Genomic DNA, 16,895 nt, shown 5'->3' on the forward strand with positions numbered 1-16,895 from the left:
GAGCGTACAGAGTCGCTAATTTAGGATGATTGCATTTACGTCATACAGCCTAGTTACACAAAGGCTTTAATTGTTTTTGGAGATGTCTATTAGTAATTATTAGGCAAAGACTGCCAAAAAGGCCGGTCTTCTGGCTTCCTCACAGTATTCGTCGCCGACTGCACGTTTCCTTTCAATTCTTGATAATACCTGTCATCCAGAAAACTAACGCTGACGCCAGCAGGAAGCAGCAGTTGGCGCAATCTTTCCTGAGTGTAATCTACACCCTCAATCATTGGCCCGCGCGGATTTGAAACTAACAACTTGCCGTTAACTGGCACCGAATTCACCATATTTGGCCACCAAGCATAACCGCTGTAGCCAAACATCACCGGAACTTGAATAATTTGGTCGTCTCCGAGTAAAAACTCTCTTTTCAACTTCTCTATAATCGGATTAAGTTTCTGATTTTGCAAATAGAGATTGTGTTGAATTAAAGCACGGTTTTTCAAGGCGGCGCTGACAGTTGTTTGAGTGCTCAAACCGCGATTGACAGTCACATCGCCGTAACCTCTTCCCTGCAACTCTTCCAACAGCTTAACTCCTGCTTCGGGACTGGCGATCGCCATTACATATTGTCCGGGAGTTTGAGTGGGAATAAAATTGATAATTTCATCGACTTGGCGAGTCAGAAGCCAAGAAGTATCAATATCCACTGGCGGCCCTTGAATTCTCTGAGCTTGAATAAAATCAAGTACCTCTGGATTAAAACTAGAATTTCCCGAATTCCCGTAATAAACTCGACCCATTGGGTGTCCGGGAATCGGCGGTGTCACCTGCAAATTGCCATATCCGTCAGACCACTGACTTACAGGGTCTAAAGAACGAGGATTGCCAATTTTAAATTCTTTCACATCCCGGTTTTGAGTTGATTTAAGAGGCGGGTTTTTCTCTGGCTCGCTATTGCTTTTTAGGGCGACATTAAACAGGCGTAGATCCGATTTTTCGGGCAATTGAACGTAGCCGTTTTTCTGGGTATCTTGCATCCAAGTGCGATCGCCCTGGAGAATTTTTACTTTAGCGCCCGTGGGTTCTACTGCTTGTTTTAGTTGCGATATAAATTCGCTGTTGACCGAGCCTCTGTCGCTAACCTGAACTTCGGTTACTGGTGCTGTATTTGGCGGTATCATCCAAGGACTAACGCCCATTTGGATTGTTGTGGAGGCGATTTCTTGACCGTTGTTTTGGGCAGTTGCTTTGAGATTAACAGTGCCGTTCCAATTGCGATCGGCAAATTGTTTTGCTTCCACACCTAAAACAATATTCGTGCTGAAAACTAGAGGTTTAGCACCGGATATATCTACAGGTTGCCAGCCGTCGCCCGTCTTTTGGAAAACGCTGATATGAGGGCTAGCAATGCTGTCAGCCGTGATAAATAACTGAGAGGTTTTGAAGTTTTCAGACAGGTTTAAGTTAACTTGAGAAAGCATTGCTGCACGGCGGGGAGCGCTAACTTTGGTTTGTTTCCAAGTCGGTATCTTGCCGCGATCGTTATTGCGATCGTTAAATAAAATTAGCGCGCCCTTGGACAAAGACCATTGTTCTTTTCCGGCGTCGTCTTGCTCGTTAATTTGGCCATCTCTGTTGGTATCTCCCGCAAAGAAAAAGTTCGGCGGCGATGCAGCCGGCGTAACTGGGGCGGGAGTTGGTGTTGCAGTTGATTCAGGAGTTGGTTGAGAAGTTGCTTGCTGATTTCTCTCTAACTCTTGTCTTTCAAGTTCTTGTCTGGCTAATTCTTGTCTGGCTAACTCTTGTCTTTCAAGTTCTTGTCTGGCTAACTCTTGCCTTTCAAGTTCTTGTCTTTCTAGTTCTTTTCTGGCTAATTCTTGCTTTTCAAGTTCTTGTCTGGCTAACTCTTGCCTTTGGAATTCTTGCTTTTCTAGTTCTTTCCTGGCTAATTCTTGCCTTTGGAATTCTTGCCTTTCAAGTTCTTTCCTGGCTAATTCTTGCCTTTCTAGCTCTTTTCTGGCTAATTCTTGCCTTTGGAATTCTTGCCTTTCAAGTTCTTTTCTAGCCCGGTCTTTTTTCTCTTGCTCTTTTCTCTCTATTTCTCGACGAGCAAATTCTTTTTTCTCTTGCTCTTTGCGGGCTCGCTCTCTTATCTCTTCTTCCTCGGCTCTAACTTTCTCAACAGAACGTGCAACTTGCATTTCATAGGTAGCGACACTGAGGTTTCCTTGGTATTCGATGGTTTTGTCGATCGCCCCATCGGCCAAAAAAGAATCGTGAGGAATGAGTCGCAGCGTATTGATAGCCAACTCCCACAGCCGCTGGGACTGTTCCCAAGTAGCAGAAGAAGGATTAGAAGTGCGTCCTATTAAGACTGCTTGGGCGGCTAATTTAGCAGCATCGTCCCAATTATATTTGGCTCTTTCTTCTATTTGAATCTGATTTTGAACATTTTGGAGTTGCTGCGTCAGAGTTTGGGATTGCTGACGGTGGATTGCTGATTTCCAAAGTTCACCAGGAAACGGGGCGCTGTCGGAAGTTTTGGCAAGGTTATCTAATTTTACTTTAAGGCGATCGCGCAATTTGTAGAGTTCGGAAAAGGATTGCGGAGTTTCGCCGTCTGGCTGTCGCCCAGAGAGTGCGAGTTGGTAGTTTAGGGAAGGTTGAGCCACTGTTGTGGGGACTGCAACCCAAATAATACCGATGACGACACCGAAACCATTGACGATCGCGATCGCAATATATCGAACCCAGCGCATATAGTTTATCCTCAGACACGCCAATAATTTTACCTAATCTTGGGAGCAATGGGGGATTTAATTGTAAGGTTGTTAGGTCGGGAAGGGCGATCGGCTTTTTTTCACTGCGGCGGACGGATTACTCTAATCAATTTACCTGTAAGATTTTCGACAGTAGAAATAGCTTCATTAATGAGTGTAGCTTGTCTTTCTGTATTCAAATCTTCTTTGCAAATAATGATACCATTGTGGTCAGGTTGCAAACGGTGCAGGTGTCTAAAATCATCCCAATTGCGCGTCAAAACGGCTCGATTGTGGCTAATAGCAAAAGCTAACACATCTTCATCAGGAATCCCCAGTCCACCATTTCCAGCTTCCTGCACCGTCAAAACATCGTGACCAAAATTTCGCAGTAATTCCACGATTACCAGTGGAAAATTTTCATCGGCATAAAGACGTGCCATTTATGAATCTTCCTCATTTCTGGCGATTGCTGCTTCAATTTCCTCTGGGTGTGCCTCAGCATAAGCCCAAGCATTCGCCAAATCTGCTGCGCTCAAATGAGGAAAGTCTTGCAAAATCCGCACATCACTTGCACCCAGAATGCGATAATTTACCAGCGACCAAATAGGTATGCGAGTCTTGGCAATTCTAGCATCCCCACCACACACGCCCGGAGTTTTTTCTATTCCTTGCCAAGTATTGCTTAAACTTTGAACTAATAACTGTATTGCCTGAGTTTTTTCACGGGGAGTTAAGGCAAGGAGTTGTTTTTCTAATTCTTTCAGTGTCATTGTTTGCTATCTCAATCATTTTCTCTAATTGTTTGTTCAATTTCCTCTGGGTAAGCATCGGCATAAGCCCACGCATTTACCAAGTCAGCGGCGGTTAGATCGGGAAATGATTCTAGGATGATAGCATCGGAAGCACCTAAACGTCGATCGCACACCAGTGACCAAACTGGTATGCGAGTATTACCGATACAAGCATCGCCTCCGCACACACCAGGAGTTTTTTTAATGCCTAGAGAACCGTTGGTTAAAGTTTGAGTTAGGATGCTGATTAGTTTAGCTTTATCAACCGCATTTAACGTTAAGACTTGAGTTTCTAATTCTTGTATAGTCATAAGTGCGATCGTCCGAATCTATTAGCTATATTATATAGGAATTATATCAATTCCGGTTGTACCGGAATGATAGTATGGAGGACACGGCAATGCCGTTTCCCTACTCCAAAATAATCATCAGCACGACCTGAGAGATTTAACCATCGCCCGATTAATTTTAGGGAAATGACACAGCCGTGTCCTGATTGTGGGTAGTATCAATTCCGATGCCACCGGATTAGATATAATCAAACGATCGAGATCTACAAAGCCAAAACAAAAACCCGGTTTCTCCAAGAAACCGGGTTTAATCATCCGCGTTAATCCGCGTTCATCTGCGGTTAAAAAATCCTACAACTGCTTAACCTCAGAAACCAACTTGGCAACCACATCCTTAGCGCTACCAAACAACATCATCGTCTTATCCTTGTAAAACAACTCATTGTCAACACCCGAAAAACCAGCACTCATCCCGCGCTTGATTACGATCGTATGTTTGGCCTTATCAACCTCCAAAATCGGCATCCCGTAAATCGGGCTCGCCGTATCGTGACGCGCCGCCGGATTCACTACATCGTTAGCCCCGATTACCAAAGCAACATCAGTTTCGTCAAACTGCGGATTGATATCGTCCATATCGTACAACTGCGGATAAGGCACGTTTGCTTCCGCCAACAGCACATTCATGTGCCCCGGCATCCGCCCAGCCACCGGGTGAATCGCGTATTTCACGTCAACACCCATTTTTTCCAAACCGTCGGCTAACTCGCGCACGGCGTGCTGTGCTTGCGCTACAGCCATTCCGTAGCCGGGAATAATTACAACCGATCGCGCATAACCCAACATCATCGCACTTTCTTCGAGATTGATGCTGCGAACAGTTTTGTCGATCGCACCAGCAGCCCCAGCAGCAGCCCCAGCACTACCGCCACCGCTACCAAACGCGCTAAACAGCACACTACCCAAGGATCGATTCATCGCCTTGCACATGATTTGCGTCAAAATAATCCCCGACGCGCCCACCAATGCACCAGCGATAATCAGCATATTGTTCATCAAAATGAACCCAGCCACACTCGCCGCAATCCCCGAATAAGAGTTAAGCAGCGACACCACCACCGGCATATCGCCGCCCCCAATCGGTAGCACAAACATGATTCCCAAAATATTGGAAATCGCCACCAAAGCCAGGAATACCGGCACATTTTCCGGATTCGTCAGCATATAACCGCTGCCGGCTAAAAGTGCGATCGCCAGCATGGCATTAAACGGCTGTTGCAGCGGAAATGTCATGGGCGCACCAGGTAGCAATTCTTGCAGTTTCGCAAACGCCACAAGGCTACCAGTGAAAGTAATTCCGCCGATCAGCACACCCAAAAGGATCGTGATTGTCGCGTCTGGAGTTGGCGATTCCGGGATGCTGAGATAGCGCCAGAATTCGCCCACAGCAACGAGTGCAGAAGCCGCGCCCCCGAAACCGTTAAGCAAACCCACCATCTGCGGCATATCCGTCATCGCCACGGTATTCGCCATAATTGTTCCCAAAATGGAACCGACGATAATTCCGACAGCAATCAATTCGTAGCTGACTACTTGCTTTTCCAGCAACGTACCGACGATCGCAATTAACATCCCGATCGCAGCTAACACATTTCCTTGACGGGCGGTTGCAGGGGAACCCAACTGTTTCAAACCGATAATAAACAAAGATGCGGCAACTAAATAACCTAGTTGAATGCCACTGGGCAGAAAATCGCTCACGCTTTAACCTCTTTTTTCTTGAACATTTGCAGCATTCGATCGGTTACTAAGAAACCGCCGACAACGTTAATTGTGGCCAGGGCGATCGCGATCGTCCCCAAAATCGAAGTAACAGTCACATTCCCTTGACCCGAAATCAGAATTGCACCTAAAACCGCAATTCCAGAAATCGCATTCGATCCCGACATCAAAGGTGTGTGCAGCGTCGGCGGGACTTTATTGATTACTTCAAATCCTACAAACGACGCCAGAGTAAACACCACTAAACCTGCAATCAATCCTTCTGCCATAACAATTGGTAATTGGTAATTGGAAATTGGTAATTTGTCATGGACTGGTTCCCAGCCTCCTGGCTGGGAAAGCATTCATGGGAGGCTCTGCCTCCGGTATAGACTGGAGGCAGAGCCTCCTGGAGTACATTACAATGCAGAGCATTGTAACGATAGACATTATGATTTAGGTTCCCTATAATGACTCCTAACTATTGACTGCTGAAGCCTCAGCCGTCAAAGCATCGCGAACTCGCTGGTTGCTAATCTCACCGTCGCGGGCAACGCAAGCACCAGAAATGATATCGTCTTCAAAATCCAAATTGAGTTCTTTATCTTTCACCATCAACTGAAGTAAAGCCGAGATATTCTTCGAGTAAGTTTCGCTAGCGTGTACCGGCATTGACGAGGGCACATTAATCGGGCCGATGACATTAACGCCGTTCCATTCAACATCTTTCCCCGCTTCAGAACATTCGCAATTGCCGCCTTGTTCGGCCGCGAGGTCAACAATTACCGATCCGGGCTTCATTTGAGAAACCATTTCTCTAGTAACTAAAATAGGTGCTTTTCTGCCGGGAACTTGAGCGGTTGTAATCACTGCATCGGAAGCGCTGACGTGTTGGGTGAGCACTTGGCGGGTGTATTCTTTGGCGGCTTCTGATAATTCTTTAGCGTAACCTCCGGCGGCGACGGTTTCTTCCTTGAGTTCGACATCAAGGAATTTAGCGCCCAAACTTTGCACTTGTTCTTTTGTTTCCGGGCGGATGTCGAAAGCTTCGACTACCGCACCCAAACGGCGCGCCGTGGCGATCGCCTGCAAGCCAGCAACGCCCACGCCCATTACCAAGACTTTGGCGGGGCGAATCGTACCCGCCGCCGTTGTCAGCATTGGGAAATATTTCGGCAAAGCTGCGGCTGCGATCAGTACCGCTTTGTAACCGGCGACGTTAGCCTGAGATGACAGTGCATCCATGCTTTGAGCGCGACTGGTGCGCGGGATCATTTCCATGCTGAATGCTGTTACTTTGCGATCGGCTAAACGCTGCACTAAAGCCGGATCTCCCAGAGGATTCAAAAATCCGATGAAAACGCCTCCTTCCCGGAGTTGATGAACTTCTGATTCTTGCAGCGCCCCGATTTTCACGACGACATCGGCTTCGCCCCACAGCCTAGCGGTATCGGCGACAACCTGAGCTCCCGCTTCTTCGTAAGCAAGATCCGAGAAAAAGGATTTTGCCCCCGCGCCGGCTTCCAGCCAAACTTCGACGCCTTGTTTTACCAATCGGGCCACAGCGTCGGGTACTAAAGCCACCCGGCGTTCGCCTGCTTCTATTTCTTTTGCGATCGCTAATTTCATGAACTCTCCTTATTTAAGCCTTCCCAGGGCGGTTGAAACCGCTCCTACACAGACAAAACCTGCCTCCGCAGGTTTCTTGAATTGCGATTTTTCACCGCCAGATGCCTTGCTTTACATTTGAGCCGCCGTTGCCCTAAACTTCTCTCGTTGATAGTAAAGCCGATCGCCCAAATTCGAGCCGTATCTTTAACTTATCTTATACATTCAAATTCGCTAAATTGTTAAGTTTGCAACCGATTATGATATAATTTCATGTCGCCTAATTTTGTAGTTTGAATGTCAGTTATCAGTATTACGCAAAAAAAATTGACCTCAGCCGCAGTCGATCTCCCTCATCAAATTGCTGAGACATTCGATATATTGTAGGCACGATCGCAAATTTCGGGCGATCGATATTTAAGGTTCACCAAGAGTTTAATTAGAGGAGTTGTTATGCGACGATTATTTTCAGCACTAGCGGTTACAGGTTGCTTGCTGACTGGGTTGCCCGCCATCAGTTTAGCCCAGTCCATGCCAGGATTCACGATTTTCGGCGGCCCCGAGCGCGCCAACCAATTAAACTATCGCTTGGATTACGGCAAAGCGGGGATGAGCGGCGATAGATATCGGCTGCGAATTCCTTCCAAAAAAGTAAGTCTGGCGATCGCCCAACTCAACATATCCTATCCAGACTACTACAAAGGCGAATTCGACCAAAAAGACATTAAAGTGCGCGTCAAAGACAAAACAATCCAATTGCAAGAAGTAATCTGGGACAAAGAAAATCGTTTCATAGAAATTTATCCCGCAGAACCAATTGCTGCCGGCAACAATGTTGAGGTTGTACTCTCCAACGTCAGAAACCCATCTCCGGGCGGAATGTACCATTTCAACGTCCGCATCCGCACCCCTGGGGACGTTCCCTTGCTGCGTTACCTCGGTACTTGGCTGTTGAGCATTGATTAGAAGCAGCGCAATCAGGTTGCGATCGTAAAATGCTCGTTTCCTGGTTTTGGAGAACCGAAAAATAGAACCTCCGGCTCATATAGCAATCCTAAACGATCGGTAAAATGAGTTTAGGGACAATCCCGCCGTGCCATTTGTGTCAACTTAAGATTGAAACCCATAATAAATGTCGCTTGTAGTCGAGTCTATATCTCCCTAAATCCCCCTTAAGAAGGAGGACGAAATATCGCAATCTTATTCCCCCCTTATTAAGAGGGGCTAGGGGTATCTCGCAGTTCGATACAAACAAGAGAAAGAGAGGGTTTTAGTCTTAATTTGACACCAAGGGCGCAGGGAAACTACCCCTAAAAAATATTGACAAATCCCATAGGATTGCTCTAGCCGTACTCTTGCATGAATCTACTAGCAAAAATCAAAACAATAAAACTTCCGCCAGCGCTGCGATCGAGAAATTACCGCCTGTTTTTTGCAGGACAAGGCATCTCCCTGATTGGCAATTGGATGACGCAAGTCGCTACTGTTTGGCTTGTCTACAATTTGAGCGATTCACCTTGGATGCTCGGCGTGGTCGGATTTACAAGTCAAATCCCCACATTAATTTTACTGCCTTTTGCAGGAGTTTTAATCGATCGCTGGAACCGCCACCGAGTCATAATTGCCACTCAAATATTAGCAATGGTTCAATCCTTAGCGCTAGCATTTTTAGCGCTAACAGGAGTCGTGAACATTTGGCAGATTGTGGTACTGAGTTTCTTTCAAGGTGCAATTAATGCCTTTGACGCGCCGGCACGGCAAGCTTTTGTACCCGAACTCGTGGAAAAGAAAGAAGATTTAGCAAATGCGATCGCCATTAATGCTTCGATGTTCAACGCAGCCAGACTAATCGGCCCAGCAATGGCAGGTTTGCTGATAGCGACAGTCGGCGCAAGTTATTGCTTTCTCATTGACGGACTCAGCTACATTGCTGTAATTGCAGGCTTATTAGCGATGCAGATCAAAGCCCGTAAAATTGCAGCAACTAATACCAAACCCTTACAAAGATTAAAAGAAGGATTCGTTTATGCCTTCGGGTTTCCCCCGATTCGAGCAATTTTACTGCTATTATCATTAGTCAGTTTGGCCGGAATGTCGCACACAGTTTTAGTCCCAATTTTTGCCACCAAACTCCTGCACGGCGACGCCCAAACTCTGGGCTTTTTGATGGCTGCTTCGGGAGTCGGAGCCTTTACGGGAGCGATTTATTTGATTTCGCGCAAAAGTATAATTGGCCTCGGCAAGTGGATTGCGATTTCACCGGCAATTATGGGATTCGGACTGATAGGTTTTGGTTTGTCCCGCGTCTTGTGGCTGTCATTAATCATGATGTTGTTCGTTGGCTTTGGTTTCATTATCCAATTTGCAGGAGGAAACACATTTTTGCAAACAATTGTGGAAGACGACAAACGCGGAAGAGTGATGAGCATATACACGATGGCATTTTTTGGAGTGACACCCTTTGGGAATTTAGTTGCCGGGGGATTGGCAAATTATATCGGCGCTCCCTATACAGTCATCATTGGAGGTATAATTTGTATTTTAGGCTCGGTAGTTTTTACCAAACAGTTGCCAGCTTTAAAAAACATAATCCGACCACTGTATCAAAAAATGGGTTTAATTTCGCAGTAGGGATTTAGCGTCAAATCACAAATGCCAACATTAAACAAGATTCCCAAAGCTAATATCTGACTCTATCTCTAGCAATCCTCAACAATTTGTAAACTTCTCTCTTCTCTTTCTCTGCGCCCTCTGGGCCCTCTGCGGTTAAAACATCCAAATTAATTACGCAACCAGAGGTTAAACCAATGGCAAATACAAGTGCAATTCCACAGCATAGCGACGATCGAGTTCCCTTAAAAACCTGGATCGGCGTCATGGGAACAATTCTCGGCGCTTTCATGGCTGTTTTGGACATTCAAATCACCAATGCTTCTCTCAAAGATATTCAAGCGGCTTTAGGCGCAACTTTAGAAGAAGGTTCTTGGATTTCCACCGCTTATCTAGTCGCAGAAATTGTAGTAATTCCGCTGACTGGTTGGCTGTCGCAGGTGTTTTCAGTCCGTCGCTACATCTTGGTAAATGCCGCTTTCTTTGTCTTCTTTTCCATGTCCTGCGCTTGGGCGTGGGATTTGAATTCAATGATTGTGTTTCGGGCTTTGCAGGGATTGACGGGCGGCATTTTAATTCCGATGTCTTTTACATTTTTGATGACAAATTTACCGCCCAAAAAACTGCCTGTCGGCATGGCACTGTTTGCACTGACAGCTACTTTTGCACCTTCAATCGGGCCGACATTGGGAGGATGGCTGACTGAGAATTACGGCTGGCAATATGTCTTTTATCTCAATTTAGTTCCGGGGCTGCTGCTGCTAGCTGCTGTGTGGTACGCAGTTGACCCCGCACCGCTGAAACTCGAACTTCTAAAAGGGGGCGACTGGTGGGGAATTGTCTCGATGGCGATCGGCTTGGGTTCCCTCCAAGTTGTCTTAGAAGAAGGCAGCCGCAAGGACTGGTTGAGTTCTGATTTTATTGTCCGTTTAAGCATAATTGCTGCAATATTTCTTAGCGCTTTTTTCTGGATTGAATTAACTCGAAAACAACCGTTTATTAACTTGCGATTACTGACTCGCCGCAATTTCGGCTTAGCAAGTATTGTGAATATTTCATTGGGGGTGGGATTGTACGGTTCGGTGTACATTTTGCCGCTGTATTTAGGTCAGATTCAGCAGTACAATGCCATGCAAATTGGCGAGGTGATTATGTGGGGTGGGGTGCCGCAGTTATTCATCGTGCCGATGGTGCCGAAATTGATGCAGCGAATCGATATGCGACTGATGATTGGTATCGGTGTGAGTTTGTTTGCGGTGAGTTGTTTTATGAATGCCAGCATGACTCACGATACGGGTATCGATCAGTTGCGTTGGTCGCAATTAGTCCGCGCAATGGGGCAGCCTTTAATTATGGTGCCGCTGTCAACTATTGCGACTGCTGGTATGGAGAAACACGAGGCTGGTTCGGCTTCGGGTTTGTTTAATATGATGCGAAATATGGGAGGTTCGATGGGGATTGCGGCGTTAGGAACTTTGGTGACGCAACGCGAGCAATTTCACTCGAATCGATTGGGAGAATCTGTTTCTTTGTATAATTCGGCCACGCAGGAGCGAATTAATCAAATGACTCAGTATTTTGTGAGTCGCGGTGCTGATTTAAGCGTGGCAAAAGACCAGGCAATTAAAGCAATTGATAATATTGTCCGCCGTGAAGCTTATGTGATGGCTTTTAATGATTGTTTTTACTTTGTGGGAATTGCTTTGCTGTTAAGCGGGATTGCTATTTTGGGTTTTAAAAAGGTGAAAGCGGGTGCGGGTGCTGGGGGAGCTCATTGATGATGTAGGGCGCGGAGTGCGGTGAATCTTTGGGGCGGGCAGGATGCTCATCCCACAATAATTTTAAGAGTTTTCAAAATGCAAACTAAATGTTTTTTAGCTTATTCACCATTCTTGTTGAGCTTCTGCTTCTGCTTGGATTAAATCTTGCCGCAGTTGCACCCAATTTATTTGATGAGAGGGCAAATCTTCGATGAGCTTTCCGCGCTGTAAATGCAGAATTCGCGTGCTAAATTGCTCGGCTAATTCTAATTGGTGGTTGACCATTAAAATTGTGGTTTGGCCGTTTGTTAGCTGTGTCAATACTTGCAAAAGGTGGGCGGCTTTTCCTGCGTCTAGGGCGGATGTTGGCTCGTCTAAAAGCAAGATTTTTGGTTGCAGGATGATGCCGCGGGCGATCGCCACGAGCTGTTTTTGGCCTGTGGAAAGCTGGAATTCGCTGCGATCGAGCCATTCTTGGGGTATGTGCAGTTGTTCGATCGCCCCGCTAATTCTCTCAGCAATGTTTGATGCAGTCACGCCCCGCAGCTTCAAAGGATAAGCCAATGCTTCTCGCACCGACATTCCCAAAAGCTTGGATTCTTGCAGGATGAGGGTGATTTGTTTGCGGAGTTCGATCGCAGGTATTTGGCGATATTCTGTATTTTCCAGATAAATCGAGCCGCTGGTGGGACTGCTAAGCCGATTTAGCAACCGCAACAGCGTTGTTTTCCCCGAACCTGAAGGGCCAACAATTGCCACGCGAGATCCCTTGTCTACCTGAAATGATATATTTTCCAACAAATGACTTGAGGCGATCGGTGTTTTTAAACTAACATTATCAATTCGCAGTTGAGGATTTATTTCTGTATTATTTTCCGAATAATTAGGCATTTAATTAATTAAAAATATGACCTTCGTGGAACGGGCATCTTGCCCGTTCTTGAGGCAGGCAAGATGCCCACTCCACAATCCAACTCACTCTACTCTTTGTGGAACGGGCATCTTGCCCGTTATTAAGGCAGGCAAGATGCCCGCCCCACAATCACACTCAAACTCAAACTTTTACAGCTTTTTCTAAAGGAAAGCCCAGCTTTTCGCGCTGTTCCAAATAAAGCTGAGCCACTCGCCGCGCCAAATTGCGAATTTTGGTGATATACCGAGTTCTTTCCGTTACCGAAATCACACCTCTTGCATCGAGTAAATTGAAAGTGTGAGAACATTTTAGCACATAATCAAGGCTCGGTAAAACCAATCCTTTTTTTGTCAGTTGTTCGGCTTCTTGTTCGTACAATCCAAATAGAGTAAACAGCAATTCGGGATTGGAAGCTTCAAAGTTATAAGTACACTGTTCTATTTCTCCTTGCAGGTGAACGTCGCCATAAGTGATGCCCTCTTTCCACTGAATTTTCGTCATGGCATCAACTTCTTGGAGATACATTGCTAGGCGTTCTAGTCCGTAGGTAATTTCAATAGAGACCGGACGACAGTCAATGCTACCGCACTGTTGAAAGTAGGTAAATTGGGTGATTTCCATGCCGTCGAGCCAGACTTCCCAGCCCACGCCCCAAGCTCCGAGGGTGGGCGATTCCCAGTTGTCTTCTACGAAACGAATGTCGTGGTCTTCAGGGCGAATTCCTAATGCTCTGAGGGAGTCTAAATAGATGTCTTGGATGTTGGGAGGAGAGGGTTTAATTAAAACTTGATATTGATAGTAATGTTGGAAGCGGTTGGGATTTTCGCCGTAGCGTCCGTCGGTGGGGCGGCGACAGGGTTCGATGTAGGCGACTGACCAAGGTTCGGGGCCAATTGCTCTGAGAAAGGTGTGGGGATTCATGGTTCCTGCACCTTTTTCTGTGTCGTAGGATTGGGCGATCAGGCATCCTCGATCGCTCCAGAATTTGTTTAAGGTGGCAATGACTGATTGAAAATTCACTGGTTTAAATATGGTTAGTATGTGTCTCAACTTATTTAAGCATACTAGGATTGGCGGATTTATGGCGATCGAGCCTACGTACACTCTCCAGCAACTTACAATGATAAAGATACTTTTACAATTTCCAGCAATCACCTTGGTTGTAGGGAAAATATTCTAATCACCACCAGAGAGACCTAAGATGACCGATAACCTATCCCTGCCTAACATCCAAGAAGCGGATACCCTGCTGTCAGAGCTCCTTCAAGAGGTGCAAAAGTGGGAAGGCACCCTGGCTGGAGGGACAAAACTTGGCACAGGTGCAGCAGCCGTTGAGAGTCTATTGAAAACTCAGGTCAGCTTTGGCAATCCGCAAGATAGGTTGATCTTGCTGACAGAGGAAATATTTAAAGAAAGTGGGACTGAATTAATCGGCATCTATAAACAGCAGATGCAAACTCAGTATGATTTTTATTACATGACACTGACAGTAGATTTGCGTCCTAAACCTGGCGCTCAATTCAGACGGTTAATCTGTAAGCTTGATTTTTATCCCAAAGGTAGCAACGAGCCAATTATTCAGAGCATTTTCCCTAATCAGAAGTGGCGAACTATAATGAATTTTGGGGTGGGTATAGATGTTGGGTTGAATGGCAACCTCGAATGGAGTGCTGGAGTAGACAGCGCTTGGCTAGGTGAACTTACAAACCTGCTTCCGGGTGAGCTAAAAACAAATGCAGCAAATAAGAATGAACTCAAAGCATTTCTGGCACTTCCTGAATATAAATACGAACTGAGTCATGCTGAGATTACTGCCGTAGGTGACGGGAGCTCCACTTGTTATTGGCGCATCCAAGACCCGGAAATTCAAAAAGTCGGAACAGCAAAGTTTGCAGTGGTTTTCAAAGTGCCTAAAGGAACAGAATCGATTAATTTGCGAGGGATTGCCTGGGCCGAACCCAATATGAATTGGTTGACTGCCGATGTGCGTGATGTGTTTAGCGAATTATCAGATCGGTTCAAGAATCTATTGCGGCGTAAAGATGAAGCTGCGATTCAGTTGGCTAGAATTGCCAATGAAGAATGGTCGCTAGTTCTACCAAAGGCAACTACTAAAGGCTAGAAAATTAGGTAGCAATTCACTATTTTATGATGATAATTAATGACAAAAGCTTACTGGAATTATCGTATTTCTGTTGCTAACTACGAACACGTTCAGGTACAAAAATTTAATGATAAATATCAACCATTCGGTGAACCATCGGGAAGACTCCGATATCAAGATAAGCTAGCAGAAATTACACCAATGCTAGCAACTGCACGCAATAATGAGTTGCAGAACCCCAGCCAGACACGAGCGATCGGAGAAGTTTTATTTGAGATCCTATTTGATGATAGGCTGCTCCATGATTTTGTGGATTTTTATCACCGGGTTGTGCAGCAGGAAAAGCAACTGTTGCGAGTAGAATTGGACATTAACGAACAGGGAATGCCTGAGATTGCTGCACTTCCTTGGGAGTTCATGTGCGTGCCTGCACGGGCACATTTAGGCACGATTTGGCTCGGAACGGTTACAGATTTGGTATTCTCTCGCCGTCGCTCGCAATGGATTCCAGCTACTCCAATTCAGTTGCAAAAAGATGAAAAGCTGAGGATGGCGCTGGCGATTTCTGCACCTCAAGATTTGTCTCCAGTCGCTTACGAACCCGTGCAAGAGGCTTTGGAAAAACTGGCTATCGAACTAGCAGATCGAGTAGAGTTATTGCCAATCCTCAAGTCAGCCAATCCTGAAACGGTGGATGCAGTTTTGGCAAAAAAGCCGCATATTTTCCACTTTATCGGTCACGGGCGTTTGGTAAACGAAAATAATCGGGAAATAGGGCAAATTGCGTTTGTTGACCCAGAGTTTGAGGAAGCGATGTGGGTTGATGCCGATTACTTCAGCGAACTGTTTAATCAACACCGACCTGGTGTAGTGATGCTGCAAGCTTGTGAAGGAGGAATGCTGTCTGCATCCCAGGCTTTTGTAGGTGTGGCCTCCAGGGTGGTTCAGCAAAATATTCCCGTGGTTGTAGCAATGCAGTATGAAGTGACTAACAGTACAGCCTGTCGATTTTCTCGTCGCTTTTATCAACAGTTAGTGCAAGGAGATCCGGTCGATATTGCCGCTCAATATGGACGACGGGCGATCGCTCTGGGCCCAACACAATATCGCAATCGGGATTTTGCTACCCCTGTCATCTTTATGCGCGTGCGAGATGGCTATCTATTCAGTCATCAAGAAGTACAAGCCGAATCTGAACAATCAACTGACCAACCTATAGGCAAAAACAATGCTCGAATTCCTGCAAACCTGCCCCGTAGTGGTGTGGTGGCATTTGTTGGTCGGGATACTGTTATGTCGGAACTCCACCAGATGTTGCAACAGGGTCCTCGCGTTGCCGTCTCTGCGATCGCGGGCATGGGCGGCGTTGGCAAGACGGAACTGGCGTTGCAATATGCGCTGAAATACCAGCAGATTTACCCAGCAGGGATTTGCTGGTTTTCGGCAAGAGGCGTGGATGTGGGGACTCAGATTGTGAAGTTTGGGCGATCTTTTCTGGACCTCAATCCACCCGAAGACTTGGAATTACTGGATCAGGTGAATTTTTGCTGGCGACGCTGGCAATCAGGGGAAGTTTTGCTGGTGTTCGATGATGTCACCGACTATGGCGCGATTAAACCCTACTTACCGCCCTCGACTGCCCCTAGCTTCAAGGTGCTGATTACCACCCGTCTGCGGTTGGGTGCGTCCGTCAATCAATTGGAACTGGAGGTGCTGGATGAATCAGCGGCGTTGTCACTGTTGGGAAGCGATCGGATTCAGTCAGATCGAGACTCCGCCCAGCAACTATGCGCTCAGTTAGGCTACTTGCCGTTGGGACTGGAATTGGTAGGACGGTTTCTCACTCGCAAACCCGATCTATCCTTGGCAGCGATGCTGCAACGGTTGCAAGAGAAGCGATTAGCGGCACGGGCATTATGTCAGACGGATGATGATATGACGGCGCAATTGGGTGTGGCGGCAGCATTTGAGTTGAGTTGGGAAACCTTGTCAGAAAGCGCCAAATCGCTAGGCTATCTACTCAGTCTGTTTGCCGCTGCCCCAATTCCTTGGTTCTTGGTGAAACAGTTCTTAGCTGACCAAGACCCGGAAATTCTTGAAGAAATCCGCGACAATGAGTTGCTCAATCTGCACTTACTGCAACAAACAAACCCCGGAACCTACCGCTTGCACCCCCTAATTCGCGACTTTTTCCAGACAAAATCATTTGCTTATCAGATATAGCAATCCTAAATGATTTTCTATATCTAGAGCAATCCTAAATGATTTTCTTTGTGTAAGTATATTGACGTATTTTGGGGAAATCAAA

General features: G+C 46.2%; 14 protein-coding genes. 5 read left to right on the forward strand and 9 right to left on the reverse strand.

Annotated elements, in window-relative coordinates:
- Positions 1 to 89 precede the first annotated feature (89 nt).
- The 7 genes from E5S67_RS27865 to E5S67_RS27895 all read right to left on the reverse strand — a co-directional run bounded on the left by E5S67_RS27865 (position 90) and on the right by E5S67_RS27895 (position 7,221).
- Entirely contained in the window at positions 90 to 2,747 is a 2,658-nt protein-coding gene (locus E5S67_RS27865; protein ID WP_172192122.1) for a protein-arginine deiminase family protein, read from the reverse strand.
- Between the two features lie 101 nt (positions 2,748 to 2,848).
- Positions 2,849 to 3,190, reverse strand: a complete 342-nt coding sequence (locus E5S67_RS27870) for a DUF5615 family PIN-like protein (protein WP_172192124.1) — start codon at positions 3,188 to 3,190, stop codon at positions 2,849 to 2,851.
- Positions 3,191 to 3,520 (reverse strand): DUF433 domain-containing protein, encoded by a 330-nt coding sequence (locus E5S67_RS27875; RefSeq protein WP_172192126.1) that lies wholly within the window; start codon positions 3,518 to 3,520, stop codon positions 3,191 to 3,193. It abuts the gene before it with no gap.
- 11 nt (positions 3,521 to 3,531) lie between these two features.
- The gene (locus E5S67_RS27880) at positions 3,532 to 3,852 is read right to left on the reverse strand and encodes a DUF433 domain-containing protein (protein WP_172192128.1); all 321 of its coding nucleotides are present in this window, start codon (positions 3,850 to 3,852) and stop codon (positions 3,532 to 3,534) included.
- 330 nt (positions 3,853 to 4,182) lie between these two features.
- The gene (locus E5S67_RS27885) at positions 4,183 to 5,592 is read right to left on the reverse strand and encodes an NAD(P)(+) transhydrogenase (Re/Si-specific) subunit beta (protein ID WP_172192130.1); all 1,410 of its coding nucleotides are present in this window, start codon (positions 5,590 to 5,592) and stop codon (positions 4,183 to 4,185) included.
- Positions 5,589 to 5,882: an NAD(P) transhydrogenase subunit alpha part 2 gene (locus E5S67_RS27890; protein ID WP_006633295.1), complete on the reverse strand. Its 294-nt coding sequence runs from the start codon at positions 5,880 to 5,882 to the stop codon at positions 5,589 to 5,591. The genes E5S67_RS27885 and E5S67_RS27890 overlap by 4 nt, the downstream gene beginning before the upstream one ends.
- Before the next feature lie 187 nt (positions 5,883 to 6,069).
- The gene (locus E5S67_RS27895; protein WP_172192132.1) at positions 6,070 to 7,221 is read right to left on the reverse strand and encodes a Re/Si-specific NAD(P)(+) transhydrogenase subunit alpha; all 1,152 of its coding nucleotides are present in this window, start codon (positions 7,219 to 7,221) and stop codon (positions 6,070 to 6,072) included.
- 432 nt (positions 7,222 to 7,653) lie between these two features.
- On the opposite strand from E5S67_RS27895, the gene E5S67_RS27900 reads away from it, so the two are divergent.
- The 3 genes from E5S67_RS27900 (at position 7,654) to E5S67_RS27910 (ending at position 11,588) form a co-directional block, all read left to right on the forward strand.
- A complete protein-coding gene (locus tag E5S67_RS27900; RefSeq protein ID WP_172192134.1) occupies positions 7,654 to 8,166 on the forward strand; it encodes a DUF2808 domain-containing protein in 513 nt (170 codons plus the stop codon).
- 393 nt (positions 8,167 to 8,559) lie between these two features.
- Positions 8,560 to 9,831 carry an MFS transporter gene (locus E5S67_RS27905; RefSeq protein ID WP_172192136.1) on the forward strand — a complete coding sequence of 424 codons (1,272 nt, stop codon included), beginning with the start codon at positions 8,560 to 8,562 and terminating at the stop codon, positions 9,829 to 9,831.
- Between the two features lie 176 nt (positions 9,832 to 10,007).
- Positions 10,008 to 11,588 carry an MDR family MFS transporter gene (locus E5S67_RS27910; RefSeq protein WP_172192138.1) on the forward strand — a complete coding sequence of 527 codons (1,581 nt, stop codon included), beginning with the start codon at positions 10,008 to 10,010 and terminating at the stop codon, positions 11,586 to 11,588.
- A gap of 105 nt (positions 11,589 to 11,693) precedes the next feature.
- Here E5S67_RS27910 and E5S67_RS27915 read toward each other — a convergent pair whose 3' ends face one another.
- Positions 11,694 to 12,461 (reverse strand): ABC transporter ATP-binding protein, encoded by a 768-nt coding sequence (locus tag E5S67_RS27915; protein ID WP_172192140.1) that lies wholly within the window; start codon positions 12,459 to 12,461, stop codon positions 11,694 to 11,696.
- Positions 12,462 to 12,624: 163 nt separating this feature from the next.
- Positions 12,625 to 13,503, reverse strand: coding sequence for a glycine--tRNA ligase subunit alpha (glyQ, locus tag E5S67_RS27920; RefSeq protein ID WP_172192142.1), 879 nt, complete (start codon positions 13,501 to 13,503; stop codon positions 12,625 to 12,627).
- A gap of 181 nt (positions 13,504 to 13,684) precedes the next feature.
- Here glyQ and E5S67_RS27925 point away from each other — a divergent pair, with 181 nt between their 5' ends.
- Complete coding sequence (locus E5S67_RS27925) at positions 13,685 to 14,605, forward strand: hypothetical protein (RefSeq protein WP_172192144.1); 921 nt, start codon at positions 13,685 to 13,687, stop codon at positions 14,603 to 14,605.
- A gap of 39 nt (positions 14,606 to 14,644) precedes the next feature.
- Positions 14,645 to 16,810, forward strand: a complete 2,166-nt coding sequence (locus tag E5S67_RS27930) for a CHAT domain-containing protein (RefSeq protein ID WP_172192146.1) — start codon at positions 14,645 to 14,647, stop codon at positions 16,808 to 16,810.
- Positions 16,811 to 16,895: the final 85 nt, after the last annotated feature.

The sequence above is a fragment of the Microcoleus asticus IPMA8 genome (assembly GCF_013179805.1).
In the GTDB taxonomy this organism is placed as follows: Bacteria; Cyanobacteriota; Cyanobacteriia; order Cyanobacteriales; family Microcoleaceae; genus Microcoleus; species Microcoleus asticus.

Coding starts and splice junctions, on each gene's coding strand:
- E5S67_RS27870 (WP_172192124.1), bottom strand. CDS start 3,190: ATGGCACGTCTTTATGCCGATGAAAATTTTCCACTGGTAATCGTGGAA.
- E5S67_RS27905 (WP_172192136.1), top strand. CDS start 8,560: ATGAATCTACTAGCAAAAATCAAAACAATAAAACTTCCGCCAGCGCTG.
- E5S67_RS27890 (WP_006633295.1), bottom strand. CDS start 5,882: ATGGCAGAAGGATTGATTGCAGGTTTAGTGGTGTTTACTCTGGCGTCG.
- E5S67_RS27915 (WP_172192140.1), bottom strand. CDS start 12,461: ATGCCTAATTATTCGGAAAATAATACAGAAATAAATCCTCAACTGCGA.
- E5S67_RS27930 (WP_172192146.1), top strand. CDS start 14,645: ATGACAAAAGCTTACTGGAATTATCGTATTTCTGTTGCTAACTACGAA.
- E5S67_RS27880 (WP_172192128.1), bottom strand. CDS start 3,852: ATGACTATACAAGAATTAGAAACTCAAGTCTTAACGTTAAATGCGGTT.
- E5S67_RS27910 (WP_172192138.1), top strand. CDS start 10,008: ATGGCAAATACAAGTGCAATTCCACAGCATAGCGACGATCGAGTTCCC.
- E5S67_RS27925 (WP_172192144.1), top strand. CDS start 13,685: ATGACCGATAACCTATCCCTGCCTAACATCCAAGAAGCGGATACCCTG.
- E5S67_RS27900 (WP_172192134.1), top strand. CDS start 7,654: ATGCGACGATTATTTTCAGCACTAGCGGTTACAGGTTGCTTGCTGACT.
- E5S67_RS27875 (WP_172192126.1), bottom strand. CDS start 3,520: ATGACACTGAAAGAATTAGAAAAACAACTCCTTGCCTTAACTCCCCGT.
- E5S67_RS27895 (WP_172192132.1), bottom strand. CDS start 7,221: ATGAAATTAGCGATCGCAAAAGAAATAGAAGCAGGCGAACGCCGGGTG.
- E5S67_RS27865 (WP_172192122.1), bottom strand. CDS start 2,747: ATGCGCTGGGTTCGATATATTGCGATCGCGATCGTCAATGGTTTCGGT.